At 65.0% G+C, this 20,222-nt stretch carries 20 protein-coding genes; 5 read left to right on the top strand and 15 right to left on the bottom strand.

Going from position 1 to position 20,222, the window contains the following annotated elements; genetic code table 11:
* Window positions 1-3: 3 nt before the first annotated feature.
* The 4 genes from ACE04A_RS04120 to ACE04A_RS04105 form a co-directional block, all read right to left on the bottom strand.
* A complete protein-coding gene (locus ACE04A_RS04120) occupies window positions 4-945 on the bottom strand; it encodes an ABC transporter permease (RefSeq protein WP_259251579.1) in 942 nt (313 codons plus the stop codon).
* Window positions 935-1,927, bottom strand: coding sequence for an ABC transporter permease (locus ACE04A_RS04115; protein WP_100857025.1), 993 nt, complete (start codon window positions 1,925-1,927; stop codon window positions 935-937). The genes ACE04A_RS04120 and ACE04A_RS04115 overlap by 11 nt, the downstream gene beginning before the upstream one ends.
* 80 nt (window positions 1,928-2,007) lie before the next feature.
* Window positions 2,008-3,585, bottom strand: coding sequence for an ABC transporter substrate-binding protein (locus tag ACE04A_RS04110; RefSeq protein ID WP_100857026.1), 1,578 nt, complete (start codon window positions 3,583-3,585; stop codon window positions 2,008-2,010).
* Between the two features lie 124 nt (window positions 3,586-3,709).
* Window positions 3,710-4,447 carry an aspartate/glutamate racemase family protein gene (locus ACE04A_RS04105; protein WP_448718440.1) on the bottom strand — a complete coding sequence of 246 codons (738 nt, stop codon included), beginning with the start codon at window positions 4,445-4,447 and terminating at the stop codon, window positions 3,710-3,712.
* A gap of 248 nt (window positions 4,448-4,695) precedes the next feature.
* Between ACE04A_RS04105 and ACE04A_RS04100 the strand changes: the two genes are divergently transcribed.
* Window positions 4,696-5,415, top strand: a complete 720-nt coding sequence (locus tag ACE04A_RS04100; protein ID WP_100857028.1) for a GntR family transcriptional regulator — start codon at window positions 4,696-4,698, stop codon at window positions 5,413-5,415.
* A 101-nt stretch (window positions 5,416-5,516) separates the two neighbouring features.
* Here ACE04A_RS04100 and ACE04A_RS04095 read toward each other — a convergent pair whose 3' ends face one another.
* Window positions 5,517-5,807 (bottom strand): DUF3579 domain-containing protein, encoded by a 291-nt coding sequence (locus ACE04A_RS04095; RefSeq protein ID WP_100857029.1) that lies wholly within the window; start codon window positions 5,805-5,807, stop codon window positions 5,517-5,519.
* Between the two features lie 188 nt (window positions 5,808-5,995).
* Between ACE04A_RS04095 and ACE04A_RS04090 the strand changes: the two genes are divergently transcribed.
* Together ACE04A_RS04090 and argF are read left to right on the top strand one after the other, a co-directional pair.
* On the top strand, window positions 5,996-7,219 hold the full coding sequence (locus ACE04A_RS04090; RefSeq protein WP_448718441.1) for an aspartate aminotransferase family protein: 1,224 nt from the start codon (window positions 5,996-5,998) through the stop codon (window positions 7,217-7,219).
* Window positions 7,220-7,233: 14 nt separating this feature from the next.
* Window positions 7,234-8,172: an ornithine carbamoyltransferase gene (gene argF, locus ACE04A_RS04085; protein WP_448718442.1), complete on the top strand. Its 939-nt coding sequence runs from the start codon at window positions 7,234-7,236 to the stop codon at window positions 8,170-8,172.
* 227 nt (window positions 8,173-8,399) lie between these two features.
* On the opposite strand, the gene ACE04A_RS04080 is transcribed toward argF, so the two are convergent.
* The 5 genes from ACE04A_RS04080 to ACE04A_RS04060 form a co-directional block, all read right to left on the bottom strand.
* On the bottom strand, window positions 8,400-9,251 hold the full coding sequence (locus ACE04A_RS04080) for an alpha/beta fold hydrolase (RefSeq protein ID WP_448718683.1): 852 nt from the start codon (window positions 9,249-9,251) through the stop codon (window positions 8,400-8,402).
* A 32-nt stretch (window positions 9,252-9,283) separates the two neighbouring features.
* On the bottom strand, window positions 9,284-9,847 hold the full coding sequence (locus ACE04A_RS04075; protein ID WP_448718684.1) for a hypothetical protein: 564 nt from the start codon (window positions 9,845-9,847) through the stop codon (window positions 9,284-9,286).
* A 39-nt stretch (window positions 9,848-9,886) separates the two neighbouring features.
* On the bottom strand, window positions 9,887-10,417 hold the full coding sequence (locus ACE04A_RS04070; protein WP_391442020.1) for a carboxymuconolactone decarboxylase family protein: 531 nt from the start codon (window positions 10,415-10,417) through the stop codon (window positions 9,887-9,889).
* Between the two features lie 2 nt (window positions 10,418-10,419).
* On the bottom strand, window positions 10,420-11,373 hold the full coding sequence (locus ACE04A_RS04065; protein WP_448718443.1) for a Bug family tripartite tricarboxylate transporter substrate binding protein: 954 nt from the start codon (window positions 11,371-11,373) through the stop codon (window positions 10,420-10,422).
* An 86-nt stretch (window positions 11,374-11,459) separates the two neighbouring features.
* Complete coding sequence (locus ACE04A_RS04060; RefSeq protein ID WP_448718444.1) at window positions 11,460-12,326, bottom strand: amidohydrolase family protein; 867 nt, start codon at window positions 12,324-12,326, stop codon at window positions 11,460-11,462.
* Between the two features lie 96 nt (window positions 12,327-12,422).
* Here ACE04A_RS04060 and ACE04A_RS04055 point away from each other — a divergent pair, with 96 nt between their 5' ends.
* The gene (locus ACE04A_RS04055) at window positions 12,423-13,331 is read left to right on the top strand and encodes a LysR family transcriptional regulator (RefSeq protein WP_100857034.1); all 909 of its coding nucleotides are present in this window, start codon (window positions 12,423-12,425) and stop codon (window positions 13,329-13,331) included.
* A gap of 152 nt (window positions 13,332-13,483) precedes the next feature.
* Complete coding sequence (gene argG, locus ACE04A_RS04050; protein ID WP_259251586.1) at window positions 13,484-14,824, top strand: argininosuccinate synthase; 1,341 nt, start codon at window positions 13,484-13,486, stop codon at window positions 14,822-14,824.
* Between the two features lie 104 nt (window positions 14,825-14,928).
* Here the strand turns inward: argG and ACE04A_RS04045 are convergent, their stop codons facing one another.
* The 5 genes from ACE04A_RS04045 to ACE04A_RS04025 all read right to left on the bottom strand — a co-directional run bounded on the left by ACE04A_RS04045 (window position 14,929) and on the right by ACE04A_RS04025 (window position 20,221).
* Entirely contained in the window at window positions 14,929-16,857 is a 1,929-nt protein-coding gene (locus ACE04A_RS04045; protein WP_259251587.1) for a potassium transporter Kup, read from the bottom strand.
* Window positions 16,854-17,969, bottom strand: a complete 1,116-nt coding sequence (locus tag ACE04A_RS04040; RefSeq protein WP_259251588.1) for a sensor histidine kinase — start codon at window positions 17,967-17,969, stop codon at window positions 16,854-16,856. Before ACE04A_RS04040 ends, ACE04A_RS04045 begins: the two co-directional genes overlap by 4 nt.
* 66 nt (window positions 17,970-18,035) lie before the next feature.
* Complete coding sequence (locus tag ACE04A_RS04035; protein WP_006218435.1) at window positions 18,036-18,707, bottom strand: response regulator transcription factor; 672 nt, start codon at window positions 18,705-18,707, stop codon at window positions 18,036-18,038.
* A 63-nt stretch (window positions 18,708-18,770) separates the two neighbouring features.
* Window positions 18,771-19,274 carry an ExbD/TolR family protein gene (locus ACE04A_RS04030; protein WP_259251589.1) on the bottom strand — a complete coding sequence of 168 codons (504 nt, stop codon included), beginning with the start codon at window positions 19,272-19,274 and terminating at the stop codon, window positions 18,771-18,773.
* A complete protein-coding gene (locus tag ACE04A_RS04025) occupies window positions 19,274-20,221 on the bottom strand; it encodes a MotA/TolQ/ExbB proton channel family protein (protein WP_448718447.1) in 948 nt (315 codons plus the stop codon). Before ACE04A_RS04025 ends, ACE04A_RS04030 begins: the two co-directional genes overlap by 1 nt.
* Window position 20,222: the final 1 nt, after the last annotated feature.

Genomic DNA, 20,222 nt, shown 5'->3' with positions numbered 1-20,222 from the left:
CCTTCAGCGCAGACGGGGGTTGAGCGCATCGCGCAGCCAATCGCCCAGCAGGTTCACCACCAGCACGATCAGACTCAAATACAGCGCGGGGAAGACCACCACCCACCACTGCCCCGAAAAAAGAAACTGGTTGCCCAGGCGGATCAGCGTGCCCAGCGACGGTTCGGTCGGCGGCATGCCCACGCCCAGAAAGCTCAGCGTGGCCTCGATCAGCACCGCCAGCCCCAGGTTCAGCGTGGCCGTCACCATCACCGGCGTCAGCGTATTGGGCAGGATGTGCGTCAGCATGATGCGCAACGGGCTCACCCGGATCAGCCGCGCCGCCTGCACGTATTCCTTGCCGCGTTCCACCAACGCCGACGCGCGCACCGTGCGGGCGTACTGCACCCAGTTGGTCATGGAGATGGCCAAAATGAGGATCACCGCCGACAGTGTTTCGCGCAGGCCGGGCGGCAGCAATTGGCGGAACACCGCCGTCACCAGAATGGCGACAAGAATCGTGGGAATGCTGAGCAGCGTGTCGCCCACCCGCATCAGCGCGTTGTCGATCCAGCCGCCGAAATAGCCGGCCGCCAGCCCCACCAGCAGCCCGATCGCCAAGGACAGCACCACCGTGGCCAGCCCGATGGCGAGCGACATGCGCGAGCCATACAGAATGGCCGACCACACGTCGCGGCCCTGCGTATCGGTGCCCAGCAGGAATTGCGGGTCGGCGCCTTCCACCCAGAACGGCGGCAGTTCGGCGTTCAACAGGTCCAGCTGCGCCAGGTCGTAGGGGTTCTGCGGCGCGATCCACGGCGCAAACACCGCCAGCAACACCACGGCCAGCAGCACGATGCCCGCGCCCATCGCCACGTAATCGTTGCGCAGGCTCCACCATAAGTCGCTTTGCAGGAAGCGGGACATCCGGCTCTGCGCGCCGCCCGAAAAGGGGTTAGTGAGCATTGCCGCCTCCTTTGACGTGCTGGCTGCGCAGGCGAGGGTCAACCACGCCATACATCATGTCCACCAACGTGTTCAGGGTCACGAAGATGAAAGACACGATCACCAGATAGGCGGCCATGACGGGAATGTCCACGAACATGACCGATTGAATGAACAGCAGCCCCATGCCGGGCCACTGGAACACGGTTTCCGTGATCAGCGCGAAGGCGATCAGGTTGCCGATCTGCATGCCCGTGACCGTGATGACGGGCATCAGGCAGTTGCGCAGCGCCAGCCGAAAGTGCACCACGCGGTCGGGCAGCCCACGGGCGCGGGCGAACTTGATGAACTCCGTGCGCAGCGTTTCCAGCATCTCGGCCCGCACCAGCCGCATGATCAGCGTGATCTGGAACAGCGCCAGGGTGATGGACGGCAGCACCAGCGCGGCGCGGCCCGACGGCGTCAACAAGCCGGTGGACCACCAGCCGATCTTCACCGTCTCGCCCCGGCCAAAGCCGGGCAGCCAGCCCAACTGCACCGAGAAGATCAGGATCAGCATGATGCCCACCACGAAGCTGGGCAGCGAAATACCCAGGATGGACACGAACTGCAAGGCCTGCGCCAGGCGCGACTTGCGGTAGATGGCCGTCAGCACGCCTAGCGGCACGCCGATCACAAGCGACAGCAGCGTGGCCATCATCACCAGCTCGAACGTGGCGGGAAAGCGTTCGGCCACCAGCGCAAACACGTCTTGCTGGTTGCGGTACGAAATACCGAATTCGCCCTGCACCGCGTTGGTGACGAAGTTGACGTACTGCATGCCCATCGAGGCGTTCAGCCCCAGGCGCTCGCGCAGTTCGTCGCGCTGCGTCTGCGAGGCTTGCTCGTTGAGCATCATGTCGACGGGGTCGCCGACAAAACGGAAGATCACGAAGGCCAGCAACGCCACCGCCAGCATCACGCCAGCCGCGTTGAAGACCCGTCTAACAATGAATGCCAGCATGTGCGGCCTCCTTCAGACCTGATGTCGGACTTTGAAACGCCACGCCCATCGCGGAGCGCAGCGTTCCCCCTGAACGCGCGCTACTGCATGCGCACGGTCCACAGACGCGCCTTGTTGTCCGGCATTTGCAGCACGTCGCCCACCTTGTCGCCCACGGCCCAGGCCATGGGCTGCTGGTGCAGCGGCAGGAAGCGCACATCGTCATGCAGGGTCTGCAAGGCCTCGGCCATCATCTGGATGCGCTTGGCGCGGTCCATCTCGGCCGCGGCCGCGTCAATCTTGGCGTCCAGCGCGGCATCGCCCCACTGGCCCCAGTTGAAGACGCCGGCAGGGCCGGTGCGGCTATGCATCACTTGCAGCAAGATCGACAGCGCATCGATCTGCGGCTCGTTGGCCCAGCCGTGGATGGTGATGTCGAACTCGCCGCGCGAGCGCTTGGGGTTCTGCAACGAACGGGGGCCGCTGGCCAGCGAGGCCTTCACGCCGATCCGCGCCCACATCGACGCCGCCGCCTGGCACAGCTCTTCCTCGTTCACGAACATGTCGTTGGAACACAGCAGCGACAACGTAAAGCCGTTGGGATAGCCCGCTTCGGCCAGCAGCGCCTTCGCCTTGGCCGCGTCAAACGGCAAGCGCGTTTCCTGCTTGGCCTCGTAGCCGGGTATGGACGGCGCCACCAGCGCGCCCGTGGTGCGCGACAGGCCGCGCATCACGCGCTTTTGCAGCAGGTCGGGCGACAGGGCCATGTACAGGGCCTGGCGTACGCGCACATCTTTCAGCGGGTTCTTGTCGGTGATGTTCGACCCGACGAGCTTGTCGCCCAGGTTGAAGCCGAAGTACAGCGTGCGCAGTTCGGTGGCCGCCAACACCTTCACGTTGGACGCGGCGCGCAGGCGGTCCAGATCCTGCAAGGGCGCGTTTTCGGTGAAGTTGATATCGCCCGACAGCAGCGCCGCCACACGCGTCGGCGCGGACGCGATGGGCGTGAATTCAATGCGGTCCAGGTTGTGACGGGGCTTATCCCACCAGTCTTTGTTCACGACCAGCACGGTGCGCGTGTCGGGCCGGTACGACTCCACCTTGAAGGGGCCGGTGCCATTGGCGTGGTGCGTGGCGTAGCCTTCGATGTTCTTGGCGGCGTCGGTCGGCTTGGTGCTGTTGTTGTCCACCAGCCACTGGCGGTTGAAGATGAAGATGTTGGTCAGGTCGTTCAGCATCAGCGGATACGGATGCGTCATTTCGATGTCGACGGTGTAGTCATCCACCTTCTTCACGGCCTTGAAGGCCGGCAGGTTGCCCTTCAGCGGCGAGGCATCGTCGGACACGCGGGTCATCGAGGCCACGACGTCGTCCGCCGTGAACGACGCGCCGTTGTGGAACTTCACGCCCTGGCGCAGCTTGAAGCGCAACACGGTGGGCGACGTGGCTTCCCAGGATTCGGCCAGCGCCGGGGTGATGTTGAACTTGTCGTCGTAGCGGATCAGCGCTTCGTACACATGGTTCAGAAACGCCAGATTGAAGGTGCTGCCGTAGGAATACGGGTCCAGCGAATCCAGGTCGCGCGCGGCGCCCCACTTCAGCGTGTTGGCGGCCGAAGCCCCGGTAATTGCCGACAGCGCGATCACGGCGCCGGCGGTCCATTTAAGCAACGTCTTCATGGCTGCAACTCTCCCTTGTCTATTGATCTGTGGTTTGTGATGTGTGGTTTGCGGCTTGCGGTCTGCGGCTGCACCCCGGCCTGGCCTGGCGCCATGGGGATGGCGGCTGTGCCAGGAAAGCGGATCAGGTCCACGCGCACTGGCGTTGCACCCGATCCAGCGATGCCAGGGCCAGCACCTGCGCCAGCGCGGCGCGGTAGGAATCGATGACCGGCACGGCGGGCCGGCGCGTCAGCACCGGCAGATAACCCGCCAGCGCGGCGCCCGCCACGATGATGACGTCGGCGCCTTGCGCCACGGCGGCATCCAGCGCCAGGCTGACCTGGGCGGCCGACTCCGGCGTTTGCGACACGTAGTCCAGCGCATTGCCGGGCAAGGCGATGATGGCGGCGCAGCGGGCTTCCAGCCCGAGCTGGCGGATCTGTTCGCGCAGCATGCCCGGCCAGCGCTGGCCGACCGTGACGATGGCGTAGCGGTCGCCCCGCTGCATGGCGGCCATGATGGACGCTTCGGCCATGCCGACGACGGGCACGGTCAGGCATTCGCGCACCGCGCCGATACCGGGTTCGCCAAAACAGGCCAGCAGGCAGGCGTCAAAGGGCGCGTCGACCAGGGCCACTTCGCGCTCCACGGTTTCCAGCACCGCATGGGCGGCCACCGCGGCCTCGACCCGGCTGGCGATATAGGGCGGCCCGAACACGGCGGTGACGGCGTGTATGTGCGCTGCGCCGCCAAGAAAGCTGTGCGCTTGCGCGGCAAGGCGGTCCGTCAGGCTGGACGTAGTGTTGCCGTTGACCACCAGCAGGCGGTACGGCGTGAAGGCGGGCCGGTCCGGGGACACGGCGTCGGGCATGGCTGACATGAAACAAACCTCGGCAAGTTTGTATACGAAACAGGTCAACAACTAACTGAGTAGTTGGAGATTTTGTATAAATGTTTGTATACGATTTATGCCGACAATGTACGCGCCTGAGGCCAGGCTTCAAGCTATCGCTAACCCTTAGCGGCGTTGTACTATGCTTGCTTACGCCCCGCGCAGCGCGGTGCCGCGGGTTCCGTGGCCCCTATGCATTACAAAAATACGCGCAGGTCCAGGAGCCAAGGAAGAAGATGAAACCTCTCGCGCCATCGGCCAACGAGCCCCCAAAGAAAGACGTAAATCGCAGCGAAATCGTATACATAAATTTGCGCCGCGCCATCATCGAGCAGGCCCTGCTGCCCGGCGACAAGCTGCCGGAAGACATCATCGGTGAACGCTTCGGCGTCAGCCGCACCATCGTCCGCAGTGTGTTGACGCGCTTGTTCAGTGAAGGCTTGGTAGACCTGCGCCCCAATCGCGGCGCGGCGGTGGCGCGCCCCAGCCTGGAAGAAGCGCACGACATCTTCGAAGCGCGCCGCTGCCTGGAACGCGACGTCGCCCGGCGGCTGTTGCAACACATCACCGAAGCCGGGCTGACACGCCTGGCACGGCATGTGGAAGAAGAGGAAGCGGCCCGCAAACGCAACAGCACGAACGAATCCATCCGGCTGTCGGGCGAATTCCACATCTTGATGGCCGAACTATCGGGCAACGCGGTCTATGCCCGCTACGTGAACGAAATTGTGTCGCGCTGCTCGCTGATCCTGGCGCTTTACGGACGGCCGCATTCCAGCGAATGCGCGGTCAGCGAACATATGGAAATTGTGGAAGGCCTGCGCGCGCGTGACGAAAAGCACGTGCTGCATCTGCTTGAACACCATCTGGAATCCGTCACCGCGCGGGCGCTGCTGAGCACCGACGGAACGGGCGTGCGCGATATCCGCAAGATTCTGGATCGCTACGGCACGTGATGCGCACGCGCGCGGCGTAGCCTCAAGCCCGCCCGATGGGCGAGCCACTTTCCCCACGAATGAGAAAAGCGCCCGGTTGGGGCGCTTTTTCGTTCCGGGACTTAGATTTCGCGTTCTTCCGTCTTGAGGTTGTTGTCGCGAGCGAAATCCACCACGAACTTGTACGCCAGCGGTTCCAGGTCGCGCAAACGCAAGTCGACCACGATTCCGCGCACGCCGTCGATAACGACGGGCAGCACATAAGGCGAATAGGTGAGGTGGTTACCGGCACAGCCGGCGGGCCGGAACTGAGCCATTACGCCAGCGAGCCGCTCCGCCCAATCGCTGGGGCGGAATCGGCTACCGCTTTCGGTAACGCCATGAATTACGAATTGTCTGACGCTAGTTGCCATGAGTTCTTCACTACAGCGCGCCTTTCACGAAAGCCGGATCTTCGGCGTGATCAAACATGCGCCCTGCGCCGCGAATTGTATATGATTGATCCTTTGCTCTCTTCCAAAAGCCGATTCCGCCCCGCTTTCGCCTGGGGATTCATCGAATCAAGGACCGGCTTTTTGGTCATCCCCCAGGAGGATCCGCAATGACCTCGCCTCTGGCCAATATCTACGCTCGCCTGCCGGTTGCGTTTTCGCACGGCCAGGGCGTATGGCTGTGGGATGCAAACGGGCGCAAATACCTGGACGCGCTGGCCGGCATTGGCGTTTCCTGCCTGGGCCACGCGCATCCGAAGCTGGTGGCCGCCATCAGCGAGCAAGCCGCGCGCGTCATCCACACGTCCAACATCTACGACATTCCGCAGCAAGAGGCGCTGGCCGCCCACTTGACGGCCTTGTCCGGCATGCGGGAAGTCGCGTTCTGCAATAGCGGATCGGAAGCGAACGAAGCCGCCATCAAGCTGGCGCGCTATTACGCCTACCAGCAAGGCAACAAGCACGCCCACATCATCACCATGGATTCGTCCTGGCATGGCCGCACGCTGGCCACGCTGGCGGCCACTGGCAGCGAGAAGGCGCGCAAGGGCTTCGAACCGCTGCCCACCGGCTTCATCCAGGTGCCCTACAACGACCTTGCCGCCGTGCGCGCGGCCGGCGACGCCGAAGAGCGCACCACGGCGGTGCTGCTTGAAGTGCTGCAAGGCGAAGGCGGCATCCGCCCGTCCGACATCACGTACCTGCAAGCGCTGCGCCAACTTTGCACCGAACGCGGCTGGCTGCTGATGATCGACGAAGTGCAATCCGGCATCGGGCGCACCGGCAAATGGTTCGCGCACCAATGGGCCGACATCAAGCCCGACGTCATGACGCTGGCCAAGGGTCTGGCGGGCGGCGTGCCCATCGGCGCGATGCTGGCGGCCGGCCCCGCGGCGGGCGTCTTCACGCCGGGCAGCCACGGCACCACGTTCGGCGGCGGGCCCCTGGTCTGCGCGGCCGGCCTGGCCGTGCTGAACACGCTGGAATCCGACAAGCTGCTGGACAACGCCCACACCGTGGGCAGCTATCTGCAGAACGCGCTTGCCAGCGCCTTGGCGGGCACCACCGGCGTGACCGAGGTACGTGGCCGTGGCCTGATGCTGGGTATTGAATTGGCGCGCCCCTGCGGCGTGCTGGCGCTGCGCGCCCTGGAAGCGGGCCTGCTCATCAACGTCACCCGCGACCGCGTGGTGCGTCTGCTGCCCCCGCTGATCCTGAACAAGCAAGAGGCGGACCAGATCGTCGCCACCCTGGTCCCGCTCATCCAACAGTTTCTGGCCGAAAATTCATCATCCCTGTCCCGACCTGGCGTTGAGCCTGGCCGGGCCCAATGACCTGCGACAACACCATGACTCCTCCCACGACTCAAAACGGCCCGTTGCGGCATTTTCTTCAGTTCAAGGACTTCTCGCCCGCGGAAATCGCCTACGTGCTGGACCGCGCTCGCATCATCAAGGAAAAGTTCAAGCGCTACGAACTCCACATGCCGCTGCACGACCGCACGCTGGCGATGGTGTTCGAAAAAGCCAGCACCCGCACCCGCGTCTCGTTCGAAGCCGGCATGTACCAAATGGGCGGGTCGGTCATCAACCTGACCTCGAATGACTCGCAACTGGGCCGCTCGGAGCCCATCGAAGACACGGCGCGCGTTATCTCGCGCATGGTCGACATCGTCATGATCCGCACGTTCGAGCAAACCCGCATCGAGCGCTTCGCGTCGCACTCGCGCGTGCCCGTCATCAACGGTCTGACCAACGAATTCCACCCCTGCCAGATCCTGGCCGACATCTTCACCTACATCGAACATCGCGGCCCCATCGCGGGCAAGACGGTGGCCTGGGTGGGCGACGCCAACAACATGGCGTACACCTGGCTGCACGCCGCCGAGATGCTGGGCTTTACGCTGCATGTGTCCACGCCCGCCGGCTACGAGCTCGAAGCGTCCCGCATCGGCACGCCTTCGGACAAGGTGCTGCGCCAGTTCAAGGACCCCATGGAGGCCTGCCAGGGCGCGCACCTGGTCACGACCGACGTCTGGACCAGCATGGGCTACGAAGCCGAAAACGAAGAGCGCCGCGCGGCGTTTGCCGACTGGTGCGTGGACGCCGAAATGATGGCCGCCGCCGACGAGCAAGCCGTCTTCATGCACTGCCTGCCGGCCCACCGTGGCGAAGAAGTCACCGGTGAAGTCATCGACGGCCCGCAAAGCGTGGTCTGGGACGAAGCCGAAAACCGCCTCCACGTACAAAAAGCACTGATGGAATTCCTGCTACTCGGCCAAGTGTGACCCGCGCGGCGGTTCACACCTTGGATGGGTGAACCGCGCGCCGGTGACCCGTTGAACGGTGACCCGCGCACCGGCAACCCGTTGGACGGGTGACCCGCGCACCGGCCCGTTGGACGGGTGGCCCGCGCAACGGTGGCCCGTAGGATGGGTGAAGCGCGCGACGGTACCGGCCACAGAGCCACCCCCGATCGCGCGCAACCCATCACCCCGCGCAAATAACCGCCCCCTCACCGCAACCCACGCTCCCACCCCGCAATAGCGTCCACCACCTCTTGCGGCTTCTCCGGCACCAGCGCGTGCCCAGCCCCCCCGATCACCACCACCGACACGCGACCACCAAATTCATCGCGAATCTCGTTCCGGGTCGCAGGCGGCTTGAACAAATCAAGTTCAGCCTGCAAATCCAGCAGGGGCTTGTCCCCGCCCGACCACCAATCAGACTGGCGCGTCGCCTTGCCCGCCTTACGCTGGCTGTCACTGACCTGCGGATACCAGCCATTCAGCCAGACACGCGCATCGTTACCCGGCGCAAAAAACGCATGCTGGATGGATTTCAGGCGCTCGGCATCCGGCAGCGACAAATCCGCGCTGCGATCCACGTGTTCGCTCAAGCCCTTGGGATACTGCTTGGCCGCGGCCGCCACGATCACCACGCCGCGCACCAGTTCAGGGTGATCCACCCCCGTCGTACGCGCCACCCAATTTCCAAAAGCGTGGCCCACCATCACCACCGGCTGGCGCGCCACGTTACGGATCACCGCGGCCTGGTCATCGGCCAGGTCATGCAGCGTGATGCCCGACATGGGCCCGGTGCTGCCGCCGATACCGCGCGGCTGCGGACGCAGCACGCGGTAGCCCGCCTGCACGAAACGTTCGGCCAGTTCATCGAAATCCTGCGCGCCGCGCCCGCGCGACGGCAACAGCACCAGCGCGGGCCCCTGCCCTTGGTCCAGCACTTCGATGGTGGCGCCGTTCCCCACCAGCACGTTGACGCGCTTGGGCGCATCGGCCAGCGCCGGCGACACCGCGGCGAACGCGCAGGTGATCGTCAGGCCGGTCAGCAGTTGCTTCATCATCATGTCTCCTTGCCGGCATTCCACCGGCTTGGCATTCACAGGATTTTCTTGAACATCGTGCGGCGCGTATTGCGAAACGATGGCCGCACGCGGCTGCTCCAGTCCGTGGCGCGCACGGCCAGCCACGGCGGGCTGCCGAAGGTTTCGCGGGTGTGCAGGTCGTAGCAGGCCAGGTATCGCGGCGATTCATCGTGGCATTCGTAGCGCATCGCGCGTACCGTGCCCGGCACCGACGCCAGACCGGGTAGATGTTCCTGGTCATACCAGGCATTCAAGTCCGCCTCGGCGTCGGGCAGCACATCGGTTTCCACGATGTAGTGCCACGGCGCATCCTGGCCGGCGGAGGCACCGGCCAAGTCCAAAGTCTGATGCAACACACGCGCCCGGGCGCCTGGAAAGTGCTCGGCCAGCCGCGCCTGGATTTCCGGCAACGAGTCCGCCGCGCCACGCAGGTACACGTAGGTGTCTTCTTCTTCCAGCGCGGCGAACGCATTGACGCGCACACCGTCCAGCCCCGTCGTCAGGCGCTGCGCCAGGTCGGCCGCGCGCGCGTTGTCAAAACGCTCGCCCAGCGACACCAGCAATATCCCTTGCTGCATTTCCTGCCCTTCCAGCATTTCCTGCACAGTTTTCTCCTTTCAATGCCCGACGCGCAACGCCACCAGAAAGCGCGACACCATGTTGTACGCGCCCACCGTGGCCGCCAGTTCGACCAATTGCGCGTCATCGTAACGGGCGCGCACGGGCGCGAACACCGCGTCAGGCACCTCGATGTCGCGCGTCATGGCGTCGGTCAGCGCCAGCACGTCGGCCTCGCCGGGCGCCAGCCCCTGCACGTCGCCAGGCGCCGGGTTAGCACGCAAGGCGTCGATCACGTCCTGCGGCATGCCGCCCGCCAAGGCATGCGGCACATGCGCGTCAAACTCGTACGGCGCATTGTTCAAGGTGGCCACGCGCAAGATGATCAGTTCGCGCAGACGCGGCGACAGCGATGTCTTCTGGCGGATCGCGGTCAGCATGGCTTCCCAGCCTTCCACCACGGCGGGGCTGTTCAGCAGCACCTGGTACAGCGGCGATATGCGACCACGCGCGGCGCTGATGCGCGCCTCCAGCGTGGCCAGTTCCGCGCGGGTGCCCGGTTCAACGGGCGTCACTCGGCTGGCGCTCATACTTACTCCGGACGGATGTTCTTGCGCTGGATCAGCGCGGTCCACTTGGCGCGATCGGACGCGATCAGGTCGGCCAGTTCTTGCGGCGAACTGGGCGCCGCTTGCGCACCGAATTTTTCCAGCTTGCTGCGCACCGCTTCATTACCCAGCGCCGCGCGCACGGCCTGGTTCAGCTTGTCGACGGTGGCGGTCGGCGTGGACGCGGGCGCCACGATGCCATACCAGTTGTTGGATTCCACGCCGGCAATGCCTTGCTCGGCCAGTGTCTTCACGTCCGGCAGCAGCGGATGACGAGTGGGCGCCGCAATGCCCAGCGGCTTCAGCTTGCCGCCCTGGATATGGCCGATCAGGCCCGGCACGTCGCCGAAGAAACCGGCCACCTGGTTACCCATCACGTCGTTGATGACGGGCGCGGCGCCCTTGTACGGCACATGCAGCACGTTGGCCTTGCTGGCGTCTTCGAACATTTCCAAGGTCAGGTGCGGAATGCTGCCGATGCCCGACGAGCCGATCGCCACCGATTGCGACGCTGCCTGCGAGCGCTTGACGAAGTCGGCCGCGTCCGTCGCCGGGTTGGACGGGTTCACCACGAACACCGTGGCGTTGTTCACCACCCGCGAGACCGGCGCGAAATCACGCGCCGGATCGTAGGGCATGTCTTTGTAGAGCGCCGGGCTGATCGCCACCGCGCCCACGCTGGTCAGGAACAGCACCGACCCATCGCCCGGCGCCTTGGCCACATAGGCGGCGGCGATGTTGCCATTGGCGCCCGCCTTGTTTTCGACGATGACCTGCTGCTTGAGCTCTTTGCCCAACTGCTCGGCCAGCACGCGCCCCACCAGGTCCACCGGCCCGCCGGGCGGGAACGCGATGATCAGGCGAACGGGGCCGTCGGCATGCGCCGCGCCAAAGGCGGCGAAACTCAGCACGGCGGCTGAAAGCACTTTCTTGAACATGGTGTCTCCTCGTTGAATCGAATTTTTATGGCTCGAAATTTTTACTGCTCGCCAAGCGATCGCGCTGATGCGCAGCCGCCTGCCGTCTACACGAATCCGTACAGTCTTGCCGGGTTGTCCACCAGCACCCGCTGGCGCAGTCCGGCATCCGGGCACGCTTCAAAGAACGTGTCCACCAGTTCGCCGTCATCGGGCATGTCGCCCGACACGTTGGGATGCGGCCAGTCCGTGCCCCACAGGCTGCGGTCCGGCATGGCCAGGGTCAGCGCGCGCACAAACGGGATGCCTTCGGCGAACGGGCGCTTGCCCGACGCGATACGGTCAATGCCCGACACCTTGACCCAGGCCTGGGGTACATCAGCCAGGCTAAGCAAGGCCCGCATTGCGGGCGATTCCAGCCCATCGGCCGCCTTCAGGCGCCCCATATGGTCCACGACAAACGGCACCGGCAGCGCCAGCAAGCGCGGCAACAGGTCGGGCAACATCGCCCCGTCCACGTGCAGGCACAGGTGCCAGCCCAGCGGCGCAATCAAGGCGACCACGTGATCGAACACGGCCGGGTCCGGTGCGCCGCCCAAGTGCGGCACAAAGTTGAAGCGCGCGGCGCGCACGCCGCCATCATGCAGATGCTGGACGCTGGCCGCCGTGGCGTCCGCCCCCAGCAAGGCCACGCCGCGATAGCGCCCGCCGCTTTGCGCCAGCGCATCCAGCAAGGCGCTGTGGTCCGAGCCGTGGCAGTTGGCCTGCACCACCACCGCGCGCTCGATGCCCAGGTGCGCATGCAGCGCGGCCATGGCCGCGTACGGCGCATCGGGCGGCGTGTACGACCGGCCCTCGGCATACGGGAACACATCGCCCGGCCCGAACACATGGCAGTGCGTGTCGCAAGCGCCCGGCGGCAGCGTGTGGCGAGGACGGGACGGAGACGCAAGCGGAGGACGGCAATCGGGCACAGTGAGTTCCTGCTGGGAAAACGCCATCGTCGCGGATTGCCGCGTGCCGAACAATGCTATATCTTTGATTTCAGATATAGATAATTCAAATATCCCATGGATCTGAAGCAGATCGAATACTTCGTCAGGGTGGCGGAACGGCGCAGTTTCTCGCGCGCCGCCGAAATGCTGGACGTCGCCCAGCCCACCTTGAGCCGCCAGGTGCGCCTGCTGGAACTGGAGCTTGGCCAGCACCTGCTCTACCGCAACGGCCGTGGCGCCGAACCCACCGAGGCCGGCTTGCGCTTCCTGGAGCATGCGCGCGCCCTGCTGACCCTGGCCGAACGCGCCAAGGAAGATCTGCAAACGCTGCGCGCCACGCCCACGGGCAAGGTTGTGGTGGGCTTGCCCCCGCGTATCGCCCGCGTGCTGACGCCGCCGCTGGTGCAGGCCTTTCGCCGCGGCTTCCCCGAAGCCTCTATCGCGGTCGCCGAAGGCCTTAGCGCCCAGGTGCGCGAATGGCTGCTGGCCGGGCGGGTCGATCTGGCGCTGCTGTATGACCCCGCGCCCTCGCCCCAGCTTGCCTACGAATCGCTGTTCCGCGAAGACCTGGTGCTGGCCGCCGCCGCCGGCCACCAGCCGCCGCTGCCCGCGCGCGTTGCCGTGGCGCAGTTGGGCGACTATCCGCTGGTGCTGCCCAGCCTGCCCAACGCCATCCGCACGCTGGTCGAAAGCGTGTGCCGCGCGCAGGGCGTGCGCCTGAAGGTGGCCGCCGAGGTGGACGCCGTGCAGACCATCGTGGAACTGGCCGCGCAAGGCGACGCCTATGCCATTCTTCCGCGCTCGGCCGCGCGCGGCCCGGCCGCCGAACATGCCTTGTCGCTCTGCGACATCGGCTCACCCACCATCACCAACAATCTCGTGCTGGCCAGCGCCCGCCACCGGCCCGCCACCCGCCTGGCGACGGCCACCGGCCAACTGATTCGGCAACTGGATTTATCCAAGCTGTTCGCGCCGGGGGCCTGAGCGCTCGCGTGGGGCGCCGCGGAATGGGGAATACCGGCGTGGATCTGGCCGCCCCAGGCAAAAGAGTTAAAATGCCCGCACTCTTTCTTGTTTGGCGGCTTGCTGCTGTCAAAGCCTTTTGTCAAAGTCCTGTTGGCGTCTCACCTCAAACAATGACCACTATCCTCCCGAACCTTCCTACCGGCCAGAAGGTCGGCATCGCCTTTTCCGGCGGTCTCGACACCAGCGCGGCCCTGCTGTGGATGCGCAACAACGGCGCCATCCCCTACGCCTACACGGCCAACCTGGGTCAGCCTGACGAGTCCGACTACGACGAGATCCCCCGCAAGGCCCTGGCCTACGGCGCTGAAAATGCCCGCCTGATCGACTGCCGCGCGCAGTTGGTGGCTGAAGGCATTGCCGCCCTGCAAGCGGGCGCGTTCCACATCTCGACGGCCGGCATCACCTACTTCAACACGACGCCCATCGGCCGCGCCGTCACCGGCACGATGCTGGTGGCCGCCATGAAGGAAGACGACGTCAACATCTGGGGCGACGGCAGCACGTTCAAGGGCAACGACATCGAGCGCTTCTACCGCTACGGCCTGTTGACCAACCCGGACCTGAAGATCTACAAGCCCTGGCTCGACCAGCGCTTCATCGACGAACTCGGCGGCCGTTCGGAAATGTCCGAATACATGCGCCAAGCCGGCTTCGACTACAAGATGTCGGCCGAAAAAGCCTACTCGACCGATTCCAACCTGCTGGGCGCCACCCACGAAGCCAAGGACCTGGAACAACTGAATTCCGGCATCCGCATCGTCAAGCCCATCATGGGCGTGGCGTTCTGGCGCGACGACGTCGCCGTGAAGGCCGAAGAAGTCACGGTTCGCTTCGAGGAAGGCCAGCCGGTTGCCCTGAACGGCGTGGAATACAGCGACCCGGTTGAACTGCTGCTGGAAGCCAACCGCATCGGCGGCCGTCACGGTCTGGGCATGAGCGACCAGATCGAAAACCGCATCATCGAGGCCAAGAGCCGCGGCATCTACGAGGCCCCGGGCCTGGCGCTGCTGTTCATCGCCTACGAACGCCTGGTCACCGGCATCCACAACGAAGACACCATCGAGCAGTACCGCGAAAACGGCCGCAAGCTGGGCCGCCTGCTGTACCAAGGCCGCTGGTTCGATCCGCAAGCCATCATGCTGCGCGAAACGGCCCAGCGCTGGGTTGCCCGCGCCATCACCGGCGAAGTCACCATCGAACTGCGTCGCGGCAATGACTATTCGCTGCTGAACACCGAATCGGCCAACCTGACGTACGCGCCGGAACGCCTGTCGATGGAAAAGGTTGAAAACGCCCCGTTCACGCCGGCCGACCGCATCGGCCAACTGACCATGCGCAACCTCGACATCGTCGACACCCGCGAAAAGCTCTTCACCTACGTGAAGACCGGTTTGCTGGCGTCCAGCGGCACGTCGCTGCCCCAACTGAAAGACGCGGCCAAGAAGAAGTAATTCTTCAGCGCCAACAAAAAACCCCTCGATGCATGTCATCGAGGGGTTTTTTTATTGCGCCGGCGCCGCCAGCGAAGCCGGCGCGCTTGAAGCTGATCGGCCCGCTACAGCTCTACCTGCATGCCCATTTCCACCACGCGGTTGGCGGGAATCTTGAAGAACTTCGTGCTGCGCGTCGAGTTCCGGGCCATGAAGGAAAACACGGCGCGCCTCCATCGCAACAGCGCCGGCTTGCGTGCGGCCACGACCGTTTGGCGCGACAGGAAATACGAGGTGCGCATCGGTTCCAGATCCAGCTCGGGATACGCTTCGGCCACCAAGCGCAGCGCCTCCGGCACATCCGGATCTTCCTTGAAGCCGTAATTCACCGTTGCCGTCCAACTCGACGACGACAGCTTGTTCACCACGAAACGCTCTTCGGGCGAGATGTACGGCACGTCGGCCACCAGGATCGTCAGGAACAGCACGTGGTCGTGCAGCACCTTGTTGTGCTTCAGGTTATGCAGCAGCGCGGGCGGCACGTTGCCCGAATTCATCGTCATGAAGATCGCGGTGCCCGGCACGCGCGATGGCGGGTATTGCTCCAGTTGCTCCATGAATTCCTTCAGCGGCTGGCGGTCGCGTTGCTGCATATCCGACAGCAGGCGGCGTCCGCGACGCCACGTCATCATCAGCGTGAACACCACAATGGCCACCAGCAGCGGCAGCCAGCCGCCTTCGTGGATCTTGAACACGTTGGCCGAAAACAGCAGCACATCAAACAGCAGCAAGAAGCCCAGGACAGCGAACCACGCCATGCGCTTGATGCCCGTCGTACCGCGCGGCAGCACGGCGAAAGCCAGTACCGACGTGGTCAGCATCGTGCCCGTTACCGCGAACCCATAGGCCGCGGCCAGGTTATCGGAATTGCGGAACAGCAGCACCAGCACCAGCACCGCGCACAGCAGCAGCGCGTTGACCTGCGGCAGATAGATCTGGCCCTTTTCCACGGCGGAGGTATGCAGGATCTGCATGCGCGGCCAAAAGCCGAGTTGGACCGCTTGGCGCGTGACGGAATACGCGCCGGAAATCACGGCTTGCGACGCCACGATGGTGGCGATGGTGGCCAGCGCCACCAAGGGCACCAGGCCCCAGTCCGGCGCCATCAGAAAGAATGGGTTGCGGATGGCCTCCGGGTTGCGCAGCAACAGCGCGCCCTGGCCGAAATAACACAGCGTCAAGGCCGGCAACACCATGCTGAACCAGGCGCCGCGTATGGCGGGCCGACCGAAGTGGCCCATGTCGGCGTACAAGGCCTCGGCACCCGTCAGCGCCAGCACAACGGCGCCCAGCAGCACGAAACTGATCAGCGGAAATTCGACGACAAAGCGCAGGCCCCACATGGGGTTCAAGGCCGCCAGCACTTCCGGGGTCTGCCAGATCTGCCAACCGCCCAAGGCGGCCAGCGTGCCGAACCACAGCAGCATGACCGGGCCGAACAGCTTGCCCATCAAGCCCGTGCCATGCGATTGAATCGCGAACAAGGCCACCAGCACCACCAGCGCGATCGGCACCACCCAGCGATCCAGGGTATGCGACACGATCCCGATGCCTTCCAGCGCGGACAGCACCGAAATGGCAGGCGTGATCATGCTGTCGCCATAGAACAGCGCCGCGCCGAATATCCCCAGCACGATCAATACCCAGCGCAGCTTGCCTTCGCGTGCCCGCACCGCCAATTCCAGCAACGCCAGCGTGCCGCCTTCGCCGCGGTTGTCGGCGCGCAGCACCAGCGTGACGTACTTCAGGGACACCACCAGCATCAGCATCCAGAACAGGATGGACAGCACGCCCAGCAAGTGCGCGGGCTCCAGGTCGGTGTGCACGCTCAGGCCGGTCAGGCAGGCCCGCAGCGTATACAACGGGCTGGTGCCGATGTCGCCATACACAACGCCCAAGGCCCCCAGGATCAGCGCCGCGCGCGACGACGGCGCATGCACGCCGCCCGCATGGGCGCCAGTCGGGGAAGGGACACCAGCCGAGGCTTGGCTCATGATCGGAGTTCTTGACGAGTAAGTTGAGCCCCTTTGCGGGGGCCGGGGAACACGACGGACAGCCGTGTTCCAGAGAAGTCGGGGCGGCTGGTCAGCTTCCACCAGGCGCCATGGGCGTGCGCGATCTCGCGCACGATGGCCAGCCCCAGGCCCGAGCCGCCGGCTGTGGCGGTGGGCGAACGGTAAAACGCTTCAAACACACGGTCGCGTTCCTCGGGCGGAATGCCGGGGCCGTCATCCTCGACCGTCAGCGACGGCGGGTTGGCGCCCACAATCAGCGTGATTCGGCCGGTTTCGTTGCCGTAGCGCAAGGCGTTGTCGATCAGGTTGCTGAGCAGCTCGGCCAGCAGCAAGGGGTCGGCATCGATCCAGATCGGGGCGTCCGGCGCCACCAGATCCAGTTCGTAGCGCGCCTCGCGCACGCGCGGAAACCACTCGGCGCCATGCACCCGCACCCATTCGCACAGGTCGATGCGCACAAAGCTGTCTTGCGGCCGGGCATTGGGGTCGGCGCGCGCCAGCACCAGCAATTGCTGCCCCAGGCGGATCATGCGGTCGCTCACGGCCTTGATGCGTTCGGCGCGCGCTCGGACATCGTCGGGCAAGGGGCGCGCCAGCATCAGTTCGGATTCCAGCCTCAGGCCGGACAAGGGGGTGCGCAGTTGGTGCGCGGCATGGCCGATAAAGCGGCGCTGCGCCGCCAGCGAGGCATCCAGGCGCAGCAGCATGTCATTGGTGTGCGTGACCAGGGGCTCGATCTCGACCGGCACGCCGGCCACTTCCAGGGGCTGCATGTCGTCAATGGAGCGCTGCCGGATTTCCTCGGACAGATGGTTCACCGAGCGCAGCCCGGAACGCACACCCTGCACCACCACCCAGGTGAACAACGCAATCAGCGCAATCTGCCCCACCACCATCAGCCAGAAGAAATCTTCGAGCATCCAGAGCGACATGTCGATCTTGTGCGTGATCACCCATGTGGCCGCCAGGTCCAGCAGGACAAGCAGCAGAATCGGGGGCATCAAGCGAATGACAAGATGCCGGGCAAGCGAGCGGGAAGGGAGCAAGGGGCGAGTGGGCGTGGGAGCAGAAGGAGTGCGTTCGTGCGTCATGACGCGATACCCTCGCTTGGGCGGATGGAAGGGCGCAGCCGGAACCTGCCGGCGGCGCCAGGCCCGTCAGGCCGTTTCCACATCCAGCATGTAGCCGAAGCCGCGCACCGTCTGGATGCTGGCGCCGGTGCCTTCCAGGCGTTTGCGCAGGCGGTAGACGTAGACTTCGACCGCGTTTTCGCTGAAATCGGCATCCCAGGCGGACAGGGAGTTCACTATCTGGCGCTTGGTGACGACGCGGCCCACGCGGGCCATCAGCATTTCCAGCACGGAGAGCTCGCGCACCGACAAGGACAGGCGTTGGCCATTGGCGCGTACTTCGCGGCCGACCGTGTCGAACACCAGCGGGCCGACTTCGATCAGGGGTTGCGCCTGGCCCGCGCGCCGCCGGCCGAAGGCACGCACGCGCGCCGCCAGCTCGGGCAGTTCAAAGGGTTTGGTGACGTAATCGTCGGCGCCGGCGTCCAGGCCCGCAACGCGGTCTTCGATGCCGTCGCGCGCGGTAAGGATCAGTACGGGGACTTGATTGCCGTCTTGGCGCAACTGCCGCAGCACATCAAGCCCGCTCATGCCGGGCAAATTTAGGTCGAGCAGCATGAGGTCGTAAGGCTGACCAGCCAAGGCGCCCAGCACTCGGTCGCCTTCGGTCAGCCAGTCGACCGCATAACCCTGGTCGGCCAGGAATTCCTGGAGCGCATGGCCCAGGGTGGTGTCGTCTTCGATTACCAGAACTCGCATGCCGCGATTCTAGCGCGATCCGAAAAAAAAGGGGCGCGAAATGCGCCCCTTCCCTGGATTCGTTCACCCGCCGGACGGCGCCCCGGCAGGAGCCGGGGTGGCGCTGCCCGGGGTTGCCCCAGCCGGCGCTTCGCCAGTCGCGGCGCCGCTGGAAGGCGGCGTCGTGATGAACCCGATGCGCGACATGCCCGAACGGCGCGCCGCGGCCATCACCTTGGCCAGCGTTTCGTAGCGCGTGTTCTGATCGGCGCGAATGCGGATTTCAGGTTGCGGCTTGGTGCCGGCGATCGACTTGAAGCGGTTGGGCAGGTCGTCAATATTGACCGGCTTTTCGTCCCAGAACAGCGCGCCGCTGGCATCAATGGCCAGGTCGACCGTCTTGGGCTCTTCCTCGATCTGCTCGGCGGCCACCTGGGGCATGTTGATCTTGATCGAATGCGCCAGCAGCGGGGCCGTGATGATGAAGATCACCAGCAGCACCAGCATGACGTCAATCAGGGGCACCATGTTGATCTCGGAAACCGTATGGCTTCCGGACCCTTTTCCCTCGAAGCTGCCAAAGGCCATTATTCGCTCCCGCGTTGAACCGCGGCGCCGTTACCGTTCTGGCGGCGCAGGGCGCGCACCTTGCCGTCGGACAGCATCACTTGCTGGCCAGTGGTCAGGAACGCAAACAGGTCATGGGCAAAGGCGTCCAGGCGCGACAGGAACACGCGGTTGTTGCGCACGAAGGTGTTGTACGCCAGCACCGCGGGAATGGCCACGGCCAGACCCAGGCCCGTCATGATCAGGGCTTCGCCCACCGGACCGGCGATGCGGTTGATGGTCACGCCGTCGGACAGGCCGATACCGACCAGAGCGTGATACACGCCCCACACCGTGCCGAACAGGCCGACGAACGGCGCGGTGGAACCCACCGAGGCCAGCACCGTCAGGCCGTTTTCCAGCTTGGCGGTTTCTTCGTCGATCACCTTGCGCATGGTGCGCGTGACGAAATCGGAGTTGCTGCCCGACTCTTCCAGCTTGGTGGCGCCGAACTTGTTGTGGTGCGCCTGCGCGTGCATGGCGTGGCTGGCCAGGTGCGAGAACGGATCGCGCGCGCCGTGCGTGCTGATTTCGTGCTCGACCTGCTCCAGCGAGCTGGCGTTCCAGAACTTGTTCAGGAAGTCCGCCGAACGCTTGCGCATGCTGACATTGCTGGCGGCCTTGACCAGGATCAGGTACCAGGTCACCAGCGACATCAGGATCAGGATGACGAACAGGCTCTTGCCCACGAAGTCGCTCTGGGCGACAAAGTGCAGGAAGCCCATGTCGGGGGTGGCGACCGGGGCGGGCGCGGGCAGCGACGGCAGCGTGGCGGCGGCGCTTTGCAGCGCGTCAGCCGATTGCTGAACGACGCCGGCGCCGGCCGTGGCGGCTTGTTGGGCTGCGGGCGCAGTGGCGGCGGCAGCCGGTGCGGCCGGGCTGGTCGTCGCCTGCGCCACCAGGGTGGCGCCATGCAGTGCGTTGGACATC

It is taken from the genome of Achromobacter colocynthidis (genome assembly GCF_057334535.1).
Note: the sequence above shows the minus strand (reverse complement) of the source record. Positions and strands in the feature narration are given on the sequence as shown.